Origin of the sequence: Kitasatospora sp. NBC_01287 (assembly GCF_026340565.1) — a bacterium.
Taxonomy (GTDB): domain Bacteria; phylum Actinomycetota; class Actinomycetes; order Streptomycetales; family Streptomycetaceae; genus Kitasatospora.
On the sequence record NZ_JAPEPB010000001.1, the window covers coordinates 869,026 to 888,222 of the forward strand.

Consider the following 19,197-nt stretch of genomic DNA (forward strand, 5'->3'; position numbering starts at 1 on the left):
AGCAGGGCGGACCGGATCGGGGCGGACCGGAGCAGGGCGGACGGGAGCAGGGACGTCATCAGCGGTCCGCATCCGCGAACTCGGAGCGCTCGACCGGATCAGCAGTCGGAGCCGGCGAGGCCTGGTCGTCGGGCGGCTCGGTGGCGGCCTCGCGCGCGGCTCGCACGGCCCCGCGGCGGTCGTGCAGCGAGCAGATCCCCAGGGCGACCAGGAACAGCAGGCAGATCGGGACCGCGAGCACCAGCATCGTCAGTGGGTCCCCGGTAGGTACGACGACGGCGGCGAAGACGAAGATCAGGAAGATGATGATCCGCCACCAGCCGCGCAGCCGACGGGCGCTGACCACGCCGACGAGGTTGAGGACCACCAGCAGCAGCGGGAACTGGAAGGAGAGGCCGAAGACCACCACCATCCGCAGGAAGAAGTCAAGGAACTCGTCGCCGGGCAGCACCAGGCCGAAGGAGACCGGGGTGAAGGAGGCGAGCAGCTCGATGGTCTTCGGGAAGACCATGTAGGCCAGAGCGGCGCCGGAGGCGAACAGCGGCACGGCCGCGGCGGCGAAGGCCAGGCCGTAGCGGCGCTCGCGGCGGTAGAGGCCCGGCGCGACGAACGCCCACAGCTGGTACGACCAGAGGGGACTGGCGAGCAGGACCCCGACGACCAGGGCGACCTTGAAGGAGAAGCTGAGCGGGGCCAACGCGCCCTGCAGCACGAGCAGTCCGTTGGGGCAGGCCGGTGTCGCCGCGCCCACCCCGTGCACGTGCTCGATGCGGCAGGCCGGCCCGGTCAGCGCCGCGATGACCTGGGCGTGCACCAGCCAGCCCGCCGCGGAGCCGGCCAGCAGGGAGAGCGCGACCTTGGTCAATCGACCGCGCAGCTCCCGCAGATGGGCGCCGAGCGGCATCGTGGCGCTGTGCGGGTTGTCGGCCCGCGGGCCAGGCAGTTTCACGGTGTGTGCTCCGGACGCTGGTGGGAGGGCTCAGACGGTGGCGCGGCGCGGCTCGGCGGCGCGGGCAGCGGCCGGCTCGACGATCTCGCCCTCCAGGGCGGACGCCTCGACCCGCTGACCAGGCGCGGGAGCGGGAGCCGCGGCCGCGTCGACCCCGTCCGTCTTCAGCGCGTTCGCCTCCGCCTTGAGGATCCGCAGCGATTTGCCCAATGCCCGCGCGGAGTCCGGGAGTCGCTTGGCGCCGAAGAGCACCAGCACCACCAGGCCGATAATGATGATTTCCAATCCGCGAGTCTGGAACACTTCAAGACCACCTCGATTTTCCGTGCACGATCTGGCTTTGTTTTGAACGCGGCGGGATCGCAGGGCCGGAGAGAACCGGACTGCCCCGTCGCATAGTCATTCGTCGCCCTGTCCCCGGCGGATGGGTCCCGATCTCGACCCGGGTACAGGTTCACCCGTAAGGGCCAGTGCGATGGCACTGAGCTGCGGCGCAGTGCGGGCGGTCGAACGGTTGGCCGCTCCGGGTGGGCGCGTGTCGCCTTGACGTGGATAATCCGTCACCATTTCACTTCCCTCTGACCGCCCGCCACTTCCTGGGGCTATGGCCGTCACCTTCAATCGTCCCTCCCGCCCCGGCGTGTCCCGGACCGGGATCGGCCAACTTTGCGTGCGGCAGATCAGGCGGAGCCGGCGGCACCTCGCTCCCTCTCACCGATTCGGAGGAACCATGTCCCTGGATACCGATACGGCCGACAGTGCGTCCGACAGTGCGTCAGAAGGCCTGTCCCGCAGGCGGCTGATGCGTAAGGCGGCAGCCGTCGGCGCCGCCGGCCTCGCCGTCAACCTGCTGGCCGGCAGCGCCGTCGCCGCTGCCAAGCCCGCCGACCAGGAGCCGGCGGACGACGCCGCGCCCGCGCCGGCCGACGAGCACGCCCAGCCGATGATCGTCCACGTGCGCGACGTGCGATCGGGCCACCTCGACCTGTTCAGCGGTGAGCAGCACCACCGCGTCCAGGACCCGGCGCTGGCCGCCGCGCTGGTCCGCGCGCTGGGCTGACCAGCCCTCAGGACACCTGTTGTCCCCGGCAGACAGCTGCCGGGGGCGGCCGGCCCGCCAACCCGTCAACCTGCCCTTCCCCCTGTGAGGTTCCTGTGTCGTCCCACCGCGAAGCCCCCGAGATCTCCAAGGACCCGGTCGCCGACAGTACCGACGTCTACGCGTTCGTCAGCCCCGACGACTGCGACACGGTCACCCTGATCGCCAACTACCTGCCGCTGCAGGGCCCGGCCGGCGGCCCGAACTTCTACGAGTTCGGCGAGGACGTCCTCTACTCGATCCACATCGACAACGACAACGACGGCCGGGCGGACATCACCTACGAGTTGCGGTTCCACGTCGAGGTCCGCAACCCCGACTCGTTCCTCTACAACACCGGCCCGATCACCTCGCTGGACTCCCCGAACTGGAACCGGCGCCAGACCTACAGCATCACCAAGGTCGAGGCCGGGGGCCGCACCCGCCTGCTCGCCGAGGGCCTGGCCTGCCCGCCGTGCAACATCGGCCCGCTCTCCACGCCCGACTACGCCTCGCTGGCGGCCATGGCGGTGCACAAGCTGGACGGCGACCGCCGGGTCTTCGCCGGCCAGCGCGCCGAGGGCTTCTACGTGGACCTCGGCTCGATCTTCGACCTCGGCACCCTGCGCCCCTTCCAGCAGCTGCACGTGATGCCCGCGTTCACCCAGCCCGCCCCCGGCGTGAACACCACCAAGGCGCTCAACGTCCACAGCATCGCGCTGCAGGTCCCGATCACCGACCTGACCAAGGACCACCGGCGCCCCACCGATGTGCTGGACCCGCACGCCACCATCGGTGTCTGGACCACCGCCTCGCGCCGCAAGGCCCGCATCATCAACCCCGACGGGCGCGACACCGAGTCCGGCCCGTTCGTCCAGGTCTCCCGCCTCGGCAACCCGCTCTTCAACGAGGTCCTCGTGCCCATGGGCAAGAAGGACCTGTGGAACTCCCAGCCCCCGGCCGACGACAAGAACTTCGCCCAGTACGTCGCCCACCCCGAGCTGGCCAACCTGCTGCCCGCGCTGTACCCGGGTGTGTTCCCCAACCTCGCGGGCCTGGACACCTCCGGCAAGCCCCGCGCCGACCTGCTCGCCATCCTGCTCACCGGCATCCCGAGCGGAATCATCGCCGGCTTCCAGAACTACACCGGCGACACCCAGGCCGACATGCTGCGCCTGAACGTGGCGGTTCCGCCGAGCTCCTCCCCGAACATCCTCGGGCTGGTCGCCGGTGACGCGGCCGGGTTCCCCAACGGACGCCGTGTCTTCGACGATGTGGTCACCGTCGAGCTGCGCGCCATCGCGGGCCTCACCTACCACCTGGTGGACCCGACCTACACCCCGGACGGCGCGGCCGGCGTGATCACCGACGGGCTCACCCCTGCCGACGTCAAGAACCCCTACCTGGACGTCTTCCCCTACCTCGGCGTCCCCTACGACGGCTACCACAACCCGTCGAACTGACACAGCGGCACCGCGGTGCGGGCGATCTGGAATCGCCCGCACCGCCCCCGTTCCGGTCCCGGCCTCCGGAGGCATCCATGTCACACACCCATGAGCACCCGCCCCTGCCCGCTCCCTCCCGCGAGGGCAGCGTCGTCCTGGAGATCGGGGGCGATCTCGGCGCCCTGATCATCCACACCAGCGCCGCTGAGGACGGCCTGGAGATCGAGGTCAGCCCGATCGGAGCCGACCCGATCGACGCTCCCGAACCCCGCACCCATGCCGCCGTCCGCCCCCGCCACCTGGTCGGACGCAGCATCCACTGCGTGGTGATCTCCCCGCTCCAGGAAGGGGACTACACCATCTGGCGAACCGCCGACACCCCCGAGGCAACGGTCACCGTCCGGGGCGGTGAAGTCACCGAGCACCGCTGGTCCTGAGGTGCGTCCTGGCGCATGGCGGTCCGGTCGGCTGATGACCATCTGATCAACTGGCGGGGCCGGAGAACCAGCGATACTCAGGGCCTGCCCGCAGGCCTGCCCGCCTGCGACTGGGCCGCCCACGTGGATGGTGCCCTGATCGGGTTGGGCAAGCTCTCGTTGGCGGGCGCCGAGAACAGCGGGATCGCGCAGACCGAGGTGACGATGAAGGCCGACTCGCTCTGCGCTGACCAGATGCCGGGCAGCCGAGATGCGTTGGCGGCCGGACGGCCTCAGGCCACAGGGGGCGTGAAGGCGGGAGCCGGGGCGCCGAAGCGGGCGAGGTAGTGCCAGACCCGCTTCAGGGCCTGCTCGTCGTAGCGGCCGGAGCGTGAGGCGGCGCCGAGGATGGCGGGGTCGAGCTGCCCGTCCCGTGCCAGTTCGACGCCGAGCGCCACGAACTCGGGGCCGCGGAAGTCGGGGTGGCGGCGCAGCTCCTCGACCGAGAGGCGGTATCCGGGATGCCATTCGATCGGGCAGGGCAGTCGGCGAGCGGCCTCCTCGACCTCGGTGCCCCGGAAGCTCGGATCCAGGACCAGCGCCTCCATGTGCTGGTCGAAGCGGACCGGACCGTGCACGTGTGCCTCGATGTAGTCGTCCAGCGCGTCCCTGCTGTCCGCCGCGGCCAGCTCGACCAGGGGCATGGCCGCGGCGACCCCGAAGTCCGCAGGCTCGGTGAAGCTGTCCGGGTAGCAGAAGGTGCAGCGCGCGACCGGCTCGGCGCCGAGCCGGAAGTGCGCGGACCCGAACCGCGGTGCGGCGCCCACCACCTGGCGCCGGAAGTTCAGCGCCCCGTAGACCGGGCGCTGGTGCGCGGGCGCCTCGTCATAGGCGCCGCCGAAGATCCGCTGCTCCCACCGCCAGCGGTCCCCGCCCTGATGGGCCGTGAGCCCGCCGTTGCTCGTTCCGGTGACGAACTGTGAGCGGTACTGTCCGTCGACCGCCATCGCCTCCAGGATCCACTGCCCGCGCACCAGCCGGTCGGGGTGGAAGTTCAGCGTCACGCGAAGGTCCGGATCGACCGCCGCGCCGCTGGAGCGCGCGGCGACGTGGCCAATGGCGCGCGGGCCGGGCAGCTCGTCCGTATCTTTACTCACCGGTGCAGTCTGCCCGAAAGTCGATCACCGGGGAAAGGGGTTTCCCCACCACTGTGCAGTTGAGAAGGAGCGAGCCCGGGCCCGGTCGTGCGGCGGGTCCGATCGGGCCCGGGAGCTGGTGCGGAACTGGTGCGGAACTGCTGCGGAGCTGCTGCGGCGCATTCCGGGGAGCCGCTGGTTCCGACACCATCAACAGTCGACTGCCGCCGGCCGGGTGTCGAGGGGTTTCCCGTTTCCCTCAGGAAGCGGGAAACCCTTGGGAAACCCCTTCACCGGTTCTGGGAAACCCGAGGAAACGTGGTGGGCGGCCTGGGCGGCCGCTGAAGACCGGGAAGCGTGACGGCGGAAGAGTCGAGTTGACGGCCGGTCTCCTTGTGCGCGGTCGGCTCGTTGCTCTCGTGTGGACCACAACTCGCTCTCCGCCGCACCGTTCCGACCACGCCCGCGCCTGCTGCTGCGGACCGCGCTCGCCGGGTTGGGCTGCGCCGTGACGCTGGCCCTGGCAGGCTGCCAGGACCAGAGCGCCCAGCGGCTCGACACTCCGCCGGGCCCGGCGGCCAACGGTGGTGAGCAGTCCGGGGCGTCGACGACGCCGACCCGTGGCCCCGGTCCGCTGACACCGGTTCAGCCGTCCGCCGCACCGGGCAGTCTCCGGAACCGGCTGGAGCACAGCGCCGTGAGTATGCCCGCCGCGGGCGCCGCTGAGGCCGGGGGCCCGGGCGCCAGCACCGTTCCGCCATCCACCGAGGGCGGCGATGGAGCGGCGGGGTCGAGCGCCGAAGGCCAAAGGACGGATCCGGCGGCCTCGGACGACAGCGGCGAGCCGGGCCCGACCCTCCCGCCCGGGGCAGGCTACTCGCGTGGCGGCCGGTCCGGGGTGTCGGCCGGCGGCGCGGGCCGGGGATCGGGCTCGGCGGGGCGCGGCGGTCCGGCGGCCGCGCCACGACCGGCGCCCTCCCCCGCGCCCTCCCCCGCCCCGGTCGGCACACCTGCCACCGCGGCGGGAGGACGCCCGGGGGAGCAGCGGCCGGCACCCGCCGCCGGGCCGGGCGACACAGGTGGTTCGGGCGGCTCAGGGGTCTGCGCACTGGCGCAGACCTACGGGAACTGGCCCCCCGGATCCGAACAGGAACGGATCTGCCGTGGTGTATACGGTGGATGACGAGTGATCAGGACGATGCGGACGGACACCCAGCGTGCCGCCGGTCGCCGGTCGCCGGTCACCGCCGCCGGTCACCGCCACTGGTCGCCGGTCACCGGTCGCCGGTTCGCACTGTGGCAGCATGCTGGTGATCACATTCACCCGTTCGTCCCCCGCTTCACCCCGCTCGCTGTGGAGGAATCATGATCGCCGCATTCAGCGTGACCCCGCTCGGCATCGGCGAGGACGTCGCCGAGGCGGTCGCGGCAGCTGTCCGGGTGGTGCGGGCCAGCGGCCTGCCCAACCAGACCGACGCCATGTTCACCTCGATCGAAGGCGAGTGGGACGAGGTGATGGCCGTGATCAAGGAGGCCGTGGCGGCCGTGAAGCCCTTCGCCAACCGGGTGAGCACCGTCATCAAGATCGATGATCGGACCGGTGTCACGGACGGGCTGACCCGCAAGATGGCCTCACTGGAGCACCACCTGACCGGCTGAGTCCGGCAGTTGGAAGAGCCGGGCCGCGTTGTGGTGGCAGACCGCACGCAGCCAGGCGTCGCCGAGGTCGAGGCGCGCCAGCGAGTCCAGGGCGTGGCGGTACGGATAGGGGATGTTCGGAAAGTCGGTACCGAGCAGGATCCGGTCCTGGAGCTCCAGCAGGCGAGGACGAGCCTCGACCGGGAACGGCGCCCGCTGCTCGATGAAGTCGGTGAACGCCATCGTGGTGTCCAGGTACACGGACGGGTAGGCCTCCGCCAGGTCGAGGAACTCCGCGTACTCCGGCAGCCCCAGGTGCGCCACGATCAGCGGCAGCCGCGGGTGACGGGCCATCACCTCGCCGATCGGCCCGGGGCCGGTGTGCTTGCCGGGCGCCGGACCTGAGCCGCAGTGGGTGACCACCGGGATCCCCCGCTCGGCCAGCAGACCCCAGACACCGTCCAGCAGCGGGTCCGTCGGGTCGTAGCCGCCGACCTGCAGGTGCGCCTTGAAGACCCGGGCACCGGCCTCGACCGCCTCGGTCACGTAGCGCTCGGCCCCCGGCTCGGGGAAGAAGGTCGCGGTGTGCAGGCAGTCCGGGGTCCGCGCGGCGAAGTCGGCCGCCCAGCGGTTGAGCCACTCGGCCATACCCGCCTTGTGCGGGTACAGCATCGCGGTGAACGCCCGGACGCCGAACCCGCGCAGCACGGCGAGCCGTTCGGCCTCGCCCTCGCGGTAGGTGATCCCCCAGTCCCGCCCGATCAGCGGCCCGGCCGCGTCGAAGTAGGCCCAGACCTTGGCGAGCACGTTCTCCGGCATGAAGTGGGTGTGCACGTCGATCAGTCCGGGCAGCCCGAGGCGCTGCCAGAAGGCGACGACCGCCCCGCCCTCGACCGGCCCGTCCTCGACCGGCCCGCCCTCGCCGGCTCCGTCGGGCGCGCCTGCCGCCCGCCGCTGGTTCACCGCCATTGGCCGCCACCTCCCGTGGTCCGCCCCTGAGCACCCGGTGCGCTCACAGGCCCTGCGGGCGGTCACCGCCCGGCTGATCACCCGCACCCAACCTACGCGTCGGTACGGGCCGATGGGCGATGAGCCGACGGTTTTCGTGATAGTTGTCCGGACCAGACAAGAGATCGTGGTCAAAGTGGAGCGCAAACCATATCGGCCCGGGTTCAATCTCCTTGCCAGAGTTGGGTCAAGCGATGGAGATCGCCCGGCTGAGGGCGACTCGGTACGCTTTGCACTAGTGGAGGGGAACAAAGAATGATTCCGATGACGACCGGTCAGGCAGCAGCCGTGGTGACCGGCCTCGGCGCGACGACACCGCTAGGGGGCGACGTCGACTCGACCTGGGCCGCGATGCTGGCCGGGGAGTCCGGCGTGAGCGTGCTCGACGAGCCGTGGGCGGCCGGATTGCCGGTCCGGATCGCGGCACGACTGCGGATCGAGCCCTCGCTGGTCCTGGACCGGGTGCAGGCCCGGCGGCTGGACCGGGCGCAGCAGGTCGCCCTGGTCGCCGCACGGGAGGCATGGGCCCACGCCGGGCGCCCCGAGGTCGATCCGCATCGGCTGGCCGTGGTCATCGGTACCGGCAACGCCGGCCTGCTGACCGCGCTCGGGCAGGACGACGTGCTGGAGACCGCCGGGGTCCGCCGGGTCTCCCCGCACACCATCCCGATGATGATGCCCAACGGCCCCGCCGCCTGTGTCAGCATCGAACTCGGCGCGCGGGGCGGGGCCCACGCCCCGGTCAGCGCCTGCGCGTCCGGGGCCGAGGCGATCGCGGCAGGTCTGGATCTGATCCGGCTGGGCCGGGCGGACGTGGTGGTCGCCGGGGGCACCGACGCCTGCGTCCACCCGCTGCCGATCGCCGCGTTCGCCCAGGCCAAGGCGCACTCGACCCGCAACGACGCACCGCACGAGGCCTCGCGCCCGTTCGACACCGGCCGGGACGGCTTCGTCTTCGGTGAGGGCGCGGCCGTGGTGGTGCTGGAGCGTCCCGAGTTCGCGGCGGCCCGCGGCGCTCAGGTGCACGCCGCCCTCGCGGGGGCCGGGGTCAACTCCGACGCCTACCACATCACGGCGGGCAGCCAGGACGGCCAGGTCCGCGCGGTCCGGCTGGCACTGGCTGCGGCCGACCTGAGTCCGCAGCAGATCGACCTGGTGCACGCGCACGCGACGTCGACCGAACTGGGCGACCTGACGGAGGCCGGGACGATCACCGAGGCGATCGGCACTCACCCGGTCGTCACCGCCAGCAAGTCGATGACGGGCCATCTGTTCGGTGCCGCCGGGTCGCTCGGCGCGCTGGTGGCGATCCTGGCGCTGCGGGACGGCGTACTGCCGGCGACCCGCAACCTGACGGAGCTGGATCCGCGAGTGAAGCTCGACGTGGCCATGGGCGCGGCGCGGCGCGGCCAGTACGGCGCGGCAGTGGCGAACGCGTTCGGCTTCGGCGGGCACAACGTCTCGCTGGTCTTCACCAGGACGGGGTGAGGCCGCCGGGGGCGACCGGGTGGGGTAGCAGAACGCGCTAGCGGGGTAGCGGGGCCGGGCGGGGCCGGGCGGGGCGGGGCGGGGCGGGGCGGGGCGGGGCGGGGCGACCGTCGACGGTTGCGGTCAGGTGCAGCTCCGGCAGCCAAGACGTTCTACGCGCGTCACGAACAATTCACCGCGCACCCCCTTCCGAGGACGCCGACCAATCGCTGTCATGGACGCATCCACTCGGCCCCACGCCGGGTCAACCCCACAGGAGCGTCCATGCGTTCGATGCACCGCAGGTTCGCCGGCAGCGGGAGCGCGCTCGCGCTCGCCTTCACCGCAGGCACCATCGCGCTGGCCGGGGCGCCCGCCGCACACGCGGCCGACGCCCCGGCACGGCACGCCCCGCAGCCGCACACCGCGACCGCCGGGGCCAGTTGCTCCCAGGCCTACCTGCCGCTGCCCGACCCCGCGTGCACGCCCGGCGCGCTCAACCCGACCGTCTCCCAGAGCACCATCAACTCGACGATATGCGTGTCCGGTTGGACCGCGACCGTTCGGCCGTCGACCTCCTACACCAACCGCCTGAAGGCGCAGCAGATCGTGGCCTACGGCTACGCGGACACCAGCATGGCGGACTACGAGGAGGACCACTTCATACCACTGGAGCTGGGCGGCTCCCCCACCTCGCCGCTCAACCTCTGGCCCGAGCCGCACTACAACACCAACGGCGGCACCTCCTACGGGAAGGACGGCGTGGAGACCAAGTTGAAGAACGCCGTCTGCTCGGGAAAGGTGCAACTGGCCCCCGCGCAGAACGCGATCGCGACGGACTGGACCACCGCGCTCAGCACGCTGGGCCTGGCCTGACGTACGAAGGCGGGCCAGGGCCCGACCCAGGCAGCGGCCGGCTGAGCCAGGCCGGGCAGGGCTGGGCTGGGCCGGGCAGGGCTGGGCTGGGCTGATCCGGTGTCGACGCCCCCTCCGTGCGGCGGGGAGGCTCGCCGCACGGAACGGAGCGTGCCCATAGTGGGTCATGGAGCATGGCGCGCGGCCCACCGGATCAGCACCGGCCGGGGAAACGGCAGCACAAGGAGCAGCACCGGTCAGCCGGCGGTCGGCACTGGTGGCGGGGGTCGGCGCCGGGGTGCTCGCCCTCGCCGGATGCGCCGGCGGGAGCAAGCCGGGCCCCAGCGGAGCCACGGGCACGGGCACGGCGGCCCGGACAACGACAGCGACTCCCAGCACGACCACCTCCGCCGGCGCTGGCGGTACCGCGACATCGTCGCCCTCCTCACCAACCACGACCGGTTCGGGCGGCCTGCCGGCCACCACGCCGTGGGTCCCCGGGCCCGGTGAGATCCAACCGGACGTCAAACTGCGGGCGGTGCAGCTGGTCGAGGCGCTCAGCAGCTGGCCGCCCGGCGGCTCGGGTGCGCCGGCGGCCCGCGCGCGGGTCGGCACGCTCGGCGGCGTGGACGGCGCGCTCGTCGACCAGGCCGGCCCGCTGCTCACCCCCGCCGACCAGGCCGCCCTGCAGGTGATCGACGCCCAGTACGGCGGAATCCTGGCCACCACCGCCAGCGTCCTGGTGGTCTGCGACCAGTGGACCAGCGCCGGGCCGGGCAGCGCCGTGACCGCGGGCGGCACCACGGTGGACGTCAGGCTGAGCGCCGCCGCACCGCGCTGGACCGTCACGGCGCTCCACCCGGCGGACCCCGGTCCGCCGGCCGCCGCCCTCTCCGCCACCGCGACCCAGGTGCTCGCCGACGCCCGGATCGACCTGCCCCCGGCCGCGCTCGCGGACGTGCGCAGCGGCTCGGTGCACGACACCGTGCTGCGGGCGATGCTGACGCTGGCCCAGGCCTACACGATCTCGGTCAGCGTGGTCCGCTCAGGACACCCGCTGGACGTGTTCGGCACCGACCGGCCGAGCGATCACCCATTGGGGCGGGCCTTCGATGTCTGGCGGATCAACGGCCGCGCCGTGGTGGACCCGAGCACGCCGACCGACCTGGTGGACGGCTTCATGCGCGCCGCCGCGGCGGCCGGGTCGTACAACGTGGGCGGGCCGCGTCAACTGTCCGGCGGGGCGACACCGAACCAGTTCTTCACGGATGACACCCACCACGACCACGTACACATCGGCTTCAGCAGCTGACGGCCGCGCCGCGCCGCCGCCTCCCGCGCTGGTCCCGGCTCTCCGATCCCGGCGCCGCTACTCCTCGATCACTCCTCGATCGCTCCTCGATCACTCCTCGATCCGCAGCACCACGCGGCGCAGCAGGTCGGAGAGGAGCCGGCGCTCGTCGGGGTCCAGGGCGGCCAGGATCCGGTGCTCCTCGCGGCCGACCACGGCGATCGCCTGACGCCAGGCCTGCCAGCCCGACTCGGTCAGCTGGACGTCGACCCGCCGGCGGTCGGCGCGGGAGGGGGTGCGCCGGACGAAGTCTCGGCGCTCCAGGGCTTCGAGGCGCCCGGTGACCGAGGCGGGGGCCAGGTCCAGGTCATGGACGAGCTCGGAGGGGGTGGCCCCGCCGCCCCGGCCTGCAAGGGCGTGCAACGTGTCGTGCTCGTGCTTCTGCAGGTCGAACTCGACCAGCGACCGCTCGCGGACCCGCCGCAGGTGCTTCGTCACCACCAGCATCCTGGTGACCGCGCCTTCGATGTCGGCGTCGAGTTCGGGGAGCACCGGAAGCCAGCGCTCGACGTGGCGATCGGTGCTGTCCTCGGGTGAGGTGCTGGGCTCCATGACCTGATTCTAGGCAGCCTCCCTCCAGGTGGCCGCCCTCCGAGCAACGGCCTCGAACGCGCTTATTTCGTTGACGAAACTTTCGTCACCGAAATACTATCGCCGCCATGACACACCCGCTGCGCATCCGCGCCTTCCGACTGCTCTTCATCGGTCGCACCATCTCCTCGGTCGGCGACGCCGTGGTGCCCACCGCGCTCGCGATCGCGGTCACCCAGGCCACCGGGTCGGCCGCGGCCCTGGCCACGGTGCTGGGCTGCGCGATGCTGCCACGGTTGCTGCTCCTGCCGATCGGCGGGGTCGTCGCCGATCGGTGGGACGCCCGGCGGGTGGCGGTCGCCAGCGACCTGGTGCGCTGCCTGTGCCAGCTCGTCGTCGGGCTCGAACTGCTGGGCGGCCGACCGGACCTGGTCCACCTGGCGGCCACCGCCGCGCTCGGGGGTGCCGCGTCCGCCTTCGCCATGCCCACCCGGATGGCGCTGGTCGCGGGGACGGTCGACGGACCGGCCCGGCTCAAGGCCAACGCACTCACCGGCTCGGCCACCGCGCTGATCCAGCTCTGCGGCCCGGCGTTGGCCGGTCTGCTGATCTACGGTGTCGGCGCGGGCTGGGCCTTCGTCCTGGACTCGGCCTCGTTCCTGGTGAGCGCGAGCATGCTGGCGGTGATCCGGGTCCGCCGCACGCCCATCGCCCGCCGCACGATGCTGGCCGATCTCGCCGAGGGCTGGTCGGAGGTGCGCTCGCGCGGCTGGTACTGGAGCAGTCTGGTGGCCCACTCGGTCTGGAACGGGGCAGCGGCCGTGCTGGCCACCCTCGGTCCGCTGGTCGCCGCGCGCCGACTGGGCGGTGACGGGGCGTGGATCGTGGTGCTGGAGGCCGGCGCGGTCGGGCTCACCGTCGGATCCGTGCTGGCCGGCCGCCTGACGCCGCGTCGGCCGGTGCTGGTCGGCAACCTGGGTCTGGCGTCGTACGCCCTCCCGCTGGTCCTGCTGGCCCTGGCCGCCCCGGTGCCGCTGCTGGTCGGCGGCTACGCAGTGGCGATGGGTGCGCTCGGATTCCTCAACCCGGTCTGGCAGACCACGGTCCAGCAGCACATCCCGGCCCACGTGCTGGCGCGGGTCACCTCGTACGACTGGCTGCTCTCGCTGGCCGCGACCCCGGTCGGGTACGCGCTGACCCCGGTGGCGGCGAGCGCCTGGGGCACCTCCGCCCCGCTGCTGATCGCCGCCGTGCTGGTCGCGGGCAGTTGCCTGGCGACCGCCGCGTTCCCGGACGTCCGCCGACTGACCGCGACGGGCCGACCGGGCGCTCCCACCGGCGCGGTCGGCGACCCGGACAGCGACGAGGCCGCTGGTGTGGCCGCCGCCGACGTCACCGAAGAGGTCGCCTGAGCGGTCGCCCGAACGGTCAGCGCCAGCGGTCAGCGCCAGCGGTCAGCGGTCAGCGGTCAGCGCCAGCGGCGGGTGCGCGGCGGCGGCGCGTCCATGATCTCCGGATTCGCCATGAAGAGGAGCAGGTGACCGCAGCCCCGGCAGGCCAGTGCCTCCACGCTGCTCTTGCGCGAGAACATCTTGCCCGGCACGAAGGCCTTGACCAGCAGCCGGCCCGACCGGTCGGTGTGGGCGTCCACCTCCACGCCGCGCAGCTCGCCGGCGCAGAGCGGGCAGGCCTGCGGTGCGTGGTAGGTCGATCCGTCGGACGGCCAGTCGTCCTCGGTGCCGCTGTCCGGGTTCTGCATGCTCCACCCCCATGATCGAGTCCCCGCCAGCCCGGTCGTCGCGGATGGCCTTGGTCGTGCAGGGTAGTCCGGGTCCCTTCGGTCGACACCGGGCGGGTCGGACCGGGGCACCGCTCGGCCCGTGGTCAGCCGCCGGCGGCCGGACCCTCCGCTGTCAGCTCCTCCGCGAGCAGGTCCATCAGCAGCCCGTCGTGCCAGTCGCCGTCCGCACCGCGCTCGTAGCGGCGCATCACACCCACCGGGCGGAAGCCGACCTTCGTGTAGCAGCGGATCGCGGCGGTGTTGTCGGCCGCGGGGTCGATCACCAGCCGGTGGTGCCCCTGCGCGGTGAGCAGATGGCGGGCCAACGTGCGCACGGCGTCAGCGCCCAGTCCCCGGCCGTGCAGCGCGGGATCGAGGTAGATGTCGATGCTCGCGTGCCGGTACTCGGGCTCGGTCTCCTCCGCCCACTGGATCGCCCCGGCCACCTTGCCCTGGTGGACGATGGCCAGCGAGTGGCTGCCGGGCTCGGCGAAGTCCTCGGCGACCGCCGCCGCCAGGTCGGTGCCACCGCGCCAGCGCCGGTAGACCTCGGGGGTGCGGCGGATCTCGGCCAGCGCCGGGATGTCGTCGGCGGTGACGGGGCGCAGCAGCACCTGGGCACCGCGCAGGGTCGGGTCGGCGGGCGTGCGGTACCCGGACGCGGACGCGGACGCGGACGCGGGTCTCAACGGTTCGGACATGTTCTGACGCTCCCTCAGCAAGCACGGCACCGCCCCGCACAGCACAGCACAGCACAGCACCGATCAGGCCAGTACCAGCAGGTCCATCCAACTGCACGCCGGCCCCGTCGGCGCGTCGGCGGCTGCCGCCCGCAGGCGGGCCAGGCCCACGGCGTACTGCTCGTCGGTCAGGCCCCGGAGCTTGGAGTCCGTCTCGCGCCGCAGCCGGTCGGCGAACTCGCCCAGGGTCGCGGCGTTGCGCTGCGGCACGGAGTGCAGCGCGACCCGCCGGAACCCGGCGTCGGTGAAGGCGGCGCAGGTCTGCTCGACGCTCGGGTAGTGCTCGATCCCGCGCGCCGTCTCGGGGAAGAAACGCACCCGCAGATCCCGCTCGGCGCGCCCCGGGAAGATGTTCCGGATCAGCACCGGGGCACCGGGCTTGAGCACCCGGCGCAGTTCGCGGGCGGCGGCCGGCAGGTCACTGAGGTGGTGCAGCACCGATGCCAGCCAGGCCGCGTCCGCGGTGCCGTCCGCCACCGGCAGGGCCTCCGCACGCCCGTCCAGCACCTCGATCCCGTCGCCGGCCGGGATCAGCCGCCGCATCGCCTCGGCCGGCTCGACGGCCAGCACCCGCACGCCGAACCAGTCCCGCAGCGCGGCCGCGAAGCCGCCGGTGCCCGCGCCGACGTCGAGCACCGTCCGGCCCGGTGCCAGGCGCGCCTCGGCGCCGATCACGGCCCGCCAGTCGGCCAGGCCCTCGCGCGGGATCTCACGCGCCGCCCGGTACTGCTCGGCCAGCCGCTGGTCGTACTCGACGGCGGCCATCAGCGGCCCTCGGGATAACCGCGGTGCTGCTCCCACTCGGTGGCGAGCACCGCCATCAGCTCGTCGTCCGCCCAGTGGTCACCGAACCACACGGCCTGCCGGCGCACCCCCTCCGGCACGAACCCGACCTTCCGGTAGCTGCGCCGGGCCCTCGGGTTGAAGGAGAAGACGCCGAGCGAGATCCGGTGCAGGCCGAGCCGCTCGAAGCCGTGGCCGGCCATCAGGCGCATCGCCTCGGTGCCCAGACCCCGGTCGCGGCCGGCTGCGGTCAGGCAGATCCGGATGTTGCAGCTGCGGTGGGCGGGCTCCCACTCGTTGAGCACCACCTCGCCGACACATCGGCCGGCGGCGCGGTCGACCACCGCGAGGTCGAGCCGGTCCGACTGGTCGGCCCGGCTGCCGTACCAGGCGCGCATCCGCTGCTCGGCCGCCTCGTCCCAGGGCGGGGGCGGGGTCAGGCCCGGGTCGGCCGCGGTGAAGCGGCTGACCTCTGGGTCGGTGAGCAGCTCGCGCAGCACGTCCACGTCCTCGTCGAGGCGGAACGGGCGAAGCAGCGCGTGCTCACCGATCAGGGTCGGCTTCTCGGCGAAGGCGGCCGCGGCCGGTTGCTCGTCCATGGCCAGGATTCTGGGCAGCGGGTGCCAGGGGGGCAATCGAATTTCCGGCCGCCGCGCACTGCCCGTCAAAGCCCCTGCCACCTTCCCGCCCCCTCCCACCTCTCCCGCCGCTCCCGCCGATCCCCCTCTCCCGTCAGGCGACGCCCCGGATGCGGTGGACCAGGAGACCGGCCAGCAGGGTGACCAGCGCGGTGGCGGTGTAGAGGCCGCCGTAGCCGCCGAGGTGGGCGACGATGGGCGCCGCGAGCGCCGGGGCGAGCACCTGGGGGCCGGAGTTGGCGATGTTGATCACGCCGAGGTCCTTCGCCCGGTCGGCGGCGGCGGGGAGCACCTGGGTGACCAGGGCCTGGTCGACGGCCAGGTAGATCCCGTAGCCCGCGCCGAGCACCCCGGCGGCCAGCACCGTGGCCGGCCACGTGTGAACGGCGGCCAGCAGCGCGGCGGCCAGAGCCATCACCACGCAGGAGACGACCACCAGCGCCCTGCGGCGCCCGGTGCGGTCGGAGACCACCCCGCTGGGGATCGCCGTGAGCAGGGCGGCCAGCGTGTAGACGGCGGTGAGGATGAGGACGCCGTCGTCGGGAGACGGGTAGTGCACGGCGTCGGTGAGGTAGAAGAGCAGGTAGAGGGTGCCGATCGCGTTCCCCAGGTTGATCAGGAACCGGGTGGCCCACGCCCATCCGAAGTCCGGGTACCGGCGCGGGCTGACCCAGTAGCCCGCGGCAAGTGCGCGCGCCCGCAGTGGGCGGCGGGCCGAGCGTGGCAGCACCGGGTCGGGGCAGCCGAGGACGAAGGGCAGCGCGAGGACCACGGTCAGGGCGGCCGTGAGGGCGTAGCCGCTCGCGATGCCCTGGACCAGCAGGGTGGCCAGCAGGGCGCCGACCACCAGGCCCAGCGACTGGCTGATGCCGGTCCACCCGGAGACCACCGCCCGCTGCTCGGTGGGCACTTGGTCGGCCACCGGCGCGGTGACCCCGGCCAGCATCGCGTTCAACCCGGCCTGGGCGACCACCCAGCCGAGCACCAGCCCCGGCACCGAGTGCGCGGCTGCGGTGAGCAGCAGGCCGAGCGCCCCGGCCAGCGCGCCACCGAGGATCCACGGACGGCGGCGCCCGAAGCGCCCGGCGGTGCGGTCGGAGAGGGCGCCGGCCAGCGGGTTGGCGAGCAGCGCGACCAGCGCTCCGGCGCCGGTCACCCAGGAGAGGTCGGCGGCCTTGTGCGCGGCGTCCAGCCTGGCCAGTTGCTCGGGCAGCAGGATCTGGATCGGGGTGAAGAACCCCATGAAGACGGCCAGGTTGGCCAGGCTGAGCGAGCCGGTGAAGCGGGTGCCGACCCGGACCCTGGGCTCGGCCAGCGCCGCCGGAACGGCGCGCGAGGCGTGAGGGGCACTCGGGGTGAAGGGGGCTTGAGGAGCGAGGGGGTCGAGGGGGTCGAGGGGGACCTCCGCGGGGTTCCGCGACGGGACAGGGCCCGGGCAGTCGCCGCTGATCATGAGGGCACCTCATCTCCCCGCGCGGAGCCGGGCGGTCAGGCCGCGGCACCGTGCGCCCGGCGCCTCCCGGGCTGGGCACATCGGCGAAGGAGATGCCGTCCTCGATGAGCGCGATCCGCCGGTCGAGCAGCGCCATCGGTGCGGCATGTCCAGCCCTTCCGTTGAAGACGAGTTGCCCTCTGAAGATGAGTTGTCCTCATGTTAGTGACGTGCCGGCAAAACACCAGATGCGCGGCAGAGATCCGTGAGGGCCGGGCAGTCGGGCAGTCGGACAGCCGGGTGCCGCCGGCGCGCTGTGCGCGCCGGCGACGGGTCGGAGGCTGGACCGATCCAGACGGGCGGGCGGTAGGTGTCGTTGCGCGGCGTGCCGTTGCCGTCGAACGCCCTGTCATCCCGTTCGCCTGCCGAACTCAGGCCGCGCCGGTGGGCGGCGGCCGAGTTCGACACGACCGAAGCAGAGGTCAGGACGGGGGAACGGTCCGCTCCGGCGCGAGCGAGTTGCCCGCCGGGATCTGTCCGCAGTCGGACGGAGCCGGCTCACCCGCGAACCGGTCGTTGAGCCACGACACCGCCTTGGGCGCCCATACCGCCGCCGCTCCGACATGGCTGAGCAGGTCGTACTGGTCGTAGGTGATCGAACTGTCGCCGGCGGCGCAGTACTGGTTGGCCAGCGCCCGCACATCACCGGCGACCATGACGCCGTCGCCGGTCCCGATGCCGGCCGGGTCGGCGAAGGTTCCCTCCAGCACGCCCCCGTCGCCCTGGGCGAGGTAGCCGGGGACGGTCGGGCTGGGGGCCGAGCCCAGGTTGATCTTGTTCACCGCCTCGACGAACGCGGTCGCCGAGTCCGGGTCGGCGTACTGGGGCTTCGCGATCTGCTGCCAGGTCAGACCGGGGAAGTGGCCGAGTGCGTCGAGGAGCGAGCCGTTCTGCAGCCGGTTGTAGATCTGGACACCGTAGCTGTTCATGTACGGCGTCAGATCGATGCCGTACGAACGGGAGACCCCGATGATCGACATGGGGATGACGCCGGACCAGACCAGGGAGCCGTTGACGTAGTTCAGGTTGTGCGCCGGGTCGACGAGCACCCCGCCCTCGGCGAAGCCGACGAGGTCCTTGTTGACGTCGGGCGCATAGCTCGGGGCGAGTGCCGCCGCCCAGTCGGTCGCGATGGAGCCGCCGGAGTAGCCCATCAAACCGAACTTGCTCCCACCGTTCAGCCCGGTCGAGGGGGAGTTGATCGCGGCCCGGATCGAGTCCAGCGTGTTGAAGGCGTACTCCGGTCCGGCCGCGAAGTCCGCGGACTGGCCCTCGGTGTCCGGGATGACGAGGTTGTCGCCTTGCAGCAACAGCGCCGAGAGGGCGGCGGATTCGAAGTTGGCGATCGTGCCTCCCAGGGTCACGTTCCCGGCGATGGCCCGGGACGGTCCGTCCTGCGGGTTCAGGGAGTCGTAGAACGACTGGTAGGACACGGCCTTCGCGCTGCTGCCCGTGAGGCTGCGCACCACCGAGGTCACGTTCGCGGCCGGTCGTCCCTGGGCGTCGGTCGTGCGGTAGAGCAGTTGGATCGCGGTGACCGGCGTGGCGATGCCCTCGATGTGGTACTGCAGCGTCCGCGTCTTGAGCACGGAGCCGGGCGCGAAGGAGGACAGCGGCGCGCTGCCGCTGTAGGTGTAGAAGGGATCGCCCGTGGCGCTGCTTGCCGGCGCGGCCCAGGCGCACGGGGCGGCGGACGCGGCCATGGCCGCGACGGCGAGAACGACCAGGCGCCGAGCAGATCTTCTGTACATGGCTCCCCCGAAGTTGGTGAGACGGGTCACACTCCTGACCGAGAAGTAAGTTACCTACCAGTAGGACGCCCGTACAGGGAGACGACAAGGCATCGTGTGGGCACTTGGTGAAGGCTGCGCCGAGCGCAGTACGACCAAG

19 protein-coding genes are annotated in these 19,197 nt (G+C 72.5%); 8 read left to right on the forward strand and 11 right to left on the reverse strand.

What is annotated here, in order from left to right:
* Positions 1 to 58: 58 nt before the first annotated feature.
* Positions 59 to 949, reverse strand: coding sequence for a twin-arginine translocase subunit TatC (tatC, locus tag OG455_RS03430; RefSeq protein ID WP_266290016.1), 891 nt, complete (start codon positions 947 to 949; stop codon positions 59 to 61).
* 30 nt (positions 950 to 979) lie between these two features.
* Positions 980 to 1,234, reverse strand: a complete 255-nt coding sequence (tatA, locus tag OG455_RS03435; protein WP_323185401.1) for a Sec-independent protein translocase subunit TatA — start codon at positions 1,232 to 1,234, stop codon at positions 980 to 982.
* Between the two features lie 517 nt (positions 1,235 to 1,751).
* Here tatA and OG455_RS03440 point away from each other — a divergent pair.
* The 3 genes from OG455_RS03440 to OG455_RS03450 all read left to right on the forward strand — a co-directional run bounded on the left by OG455_RS03440 (position 1,752) and on the right by OG455_RS03450 (position 3,909).
* Complete coding sequence (locus OG455_RS03440; protein ID WP_266290020.1) at positions 1,752 to 2,009, forward strand: hypothetical protein; 258 nt, start codon at positions 1,752 to 1,754, stop codon at positions 2,007 to 2,009.
* A gap of 95 nt (positions 2,010 to 2,104) precedes the next feature.
* Entirely contained in the window at positions 2,105 to 3,490 is a 1,386-nt protein-coding gene (locus tag OG455_RS03445) for a DUF4331 domain-containing protein (protein ID WP_266290022.1), read from the forward strand.
* A gap of 77 nt (positions 3,491 to 3,567) precedes the next feature.
* The gene (locus OG455_RS03450) at positions 3,568 to 3,909 is read left to right on the forward strand and encodes a hypothetical protein (RefSeq protein ID WP_266290024.1); all 342 of its coding nucleotides are present in this window, start codon (positions 3,568 to 3,570) and stop codon (positions 3,907 to 3,909) included.
* A 272-nt stretch (positions 3,910 to 4,181) separates the two neighbouring features.
* On the opposite strand, the gene OG455_RS03455 is transcribed toward OG455_RS03450, so the two are convergent.
* Positions 4,182 to 5,045 (reverse strand): DUF3626 domain-containing protein, encoded by an 864-nt coding sequence (locus OG455_RS03455; RefSeq protein WP_266290026.1) that lies wholly within the window; start codon positions 5,043 to 5,045, stop codon positions 4,182 to 4,184.
* 1,344 nt (positions 5,046 to 6,389) lie between these two features.
* Here OG455_RS03455 and OG455_RS03460 point away from each other — a divergent pair.
* The gene (locus OG455_RS03460) at positions 6,390 to 6,683 is read left to right on the forward strand and encodes an MTH1187 family thiamine-binding protein (protein WP_266290028.1); all 294 of its coding nucleotides are present in this window, start codon (positions 6,390 to 6,392) and stop codon (positions 6,681 to 6,683) included.
* On the opposite strand, the gene OG455_RS03465 is transcribed toward OG455_RS03460, so the two are convergent.
* The gene (locus OG455_RS03465; RefSeq protein ID WP_266290030.1) at positions 6,657 to 7,631 is read right to left on the reverse strand and encodes an amidohydrolase family protein; all 975 of its coding nucleotides are present in this window, start codon (positions 7,629 to 7,631) and stop codon (positions 6,657 to 6,659) included. The two genes, OG455_RS03460 and OG455_RS03465, sit on opposite strands and share 27 nt — an antisense overlap.
* Before the next feature lie 303 nt (positions 7,632 to 7,934).
* Between OG455_RS03465 and OG455_RS03470 the strand changes: the two genes are divergently transcribed.
* From OG455_RS03470 to OG455_RS03480, 3 genes are all read left to right on the forward strand, one after another.
* Positions 7,935 to 9,158, forward strand: coding sequence for a beta-ketoacyl synthase (locus tag OG455_RS03470; protein ID WP_266290035.1), 1,224 nt, complete (start codon positions 7,935 to 7,937; stop codon positions 9,156 to 9,158).
* Positions 9,159 to 9,422: 264 nt separating this feature from the next.
* On the forward strand, positions 9,423 to 10,013 hold the full coding sequence (locus OG455_RS03475) for a hypothetical protein (RefSeq protein ID WP_266290037.1): 591 nt from the start codon (positions 9,423 to 9,425) through the stop codon (positions 10,011 to 10,013).
* Positions 10,014 to 10,530: 517 nt separating this feature from the next.
* Entirely contained in the window at positions 10,531 to 11,304 is a 774-nt protein-coding gene (locus tag OG455_RS03480) for a hypothetical protein (protein WP_266290039.1), read from the forward strand.
* Positions 11,305 to 11,394: 90 nt separating this feature from the next.
* Here the strand turns inward: OG455_RS03480 and OG455_RS03485 are convergent, their stop codons facing one another.
* Positions 11,395 to 11,895 carry a MarR family winged helix-turn-helix transcriptional regulator gene (locus OG455_RS03485; protein ID WP_266290041.1) on the reverse strand — a complete coding sequence of 167 codons (501 nt, stop codon included), beginning with the start codon at positions 11,893 to 11,895 and terminating at the stop codon, positions 11,395 to 11,397.
* Between the two features lie 107 nt (positions 11,896 to 12,002).
* Here OG455_RS03485 and OG455_RS03490 point away from each other — a divergent pair, with 107 nt between their 5' ends.
* Complete coding sequence (locus OG455_RS03490; RefSeq protein WP_266290043.1) at positions 12,003 to 13,286, forward strand: MFS transporter; 1,284 nt, start codon at positions 12,003 to 12,005, stop codon at positions 13,284 to 13,286.
* 56 nt (positions 13,287 to 13,342) lie between these two features.
* Here the strand turns inward: OG455_RS03490 and OG455_RS03495 are convergent, their stop codons facing one another.
* The 6 genes from OG455_RS03495 to OG455_RS03520 form a co-directional block, all read right to left on the reverse strand.
* The gene (locus OG455_RS03495) at positions 13,343 to 13,633 is read right to left on the reverse strand and encodes a hypothetical protein (protein ID WP_266290044.1); all 291 of its coding nucleotides are present in this window, start codon (positions 13,631 to 13,633) and stop codon (positions 13,343 to 13,345) included.
* A gap of 125 nt (positions 13,634 to 13,758) precedes the next feature.
* Positions 13,759 to 14,355: a GNAT family protein gene (locus OG455_RS03500; protein ID WP_323185403.1), complete on the reverse strand. Its 597-nt coding sequence runs from the start codon at positions 14,353 to 14,355 to the stop codon at positions 13,759 to 13,761.
* A gap of 63 nt (positions 14,356 to 14,418) precedes the next feature.
* Positions 14,419 to 15,159 carry a class I SAM-dependent methyltransferase gene (locus OG455_RS03505; RefSeq protein ID WP_266290045.1) on the reverse strand — a complete coding sequence of 247 codons (741 nt, stop codon included), beginning with the start codon at positions 15,157 to 15,159 and terminating at the stop codon, positions 14,419 to 14,421.
* Entirely contained in the window at positions 15,159 to 15,776 is a 618-nt protein-coding gene (locus OG455_RS03510) for a GNAT family N-acetyltransferase (RefSeq protein WP_266290046.1), read from the reverse strand. Before OG455_RS03510 ends, OG455_RS03505 begins: the two co-directional genes overlap by 1 nt.
* Positions 15,777 to 15,909: 133 nt before the next feature.
* Complete coding sequence (locus tag OG455_RS03515) at positions 15,910 to 17,268, reverse strand: MFS transporter (RefSeq protein ID WP_266290047.1); 1,359 nt, start codon at positions 17,266 to 17,268, stop codon at positions 15,910 to 15,912.
* A gap of 461 nt (positions 17,269 to 17,729) precedes the next feature.
* Positions 17,730 to 19,010 (reverse strand): lipase family protein, encoded by a 1,281-nt coding sequence (locus OG455_RS03520; protein ID WP_266290049.1) that lies wholly within the window; start codon positions 19,008 to 19,010, stop codon positions 17,730 to 17,732.
* Positions 19,011 to 19,197: the final 187 nt, after the last annotated feature.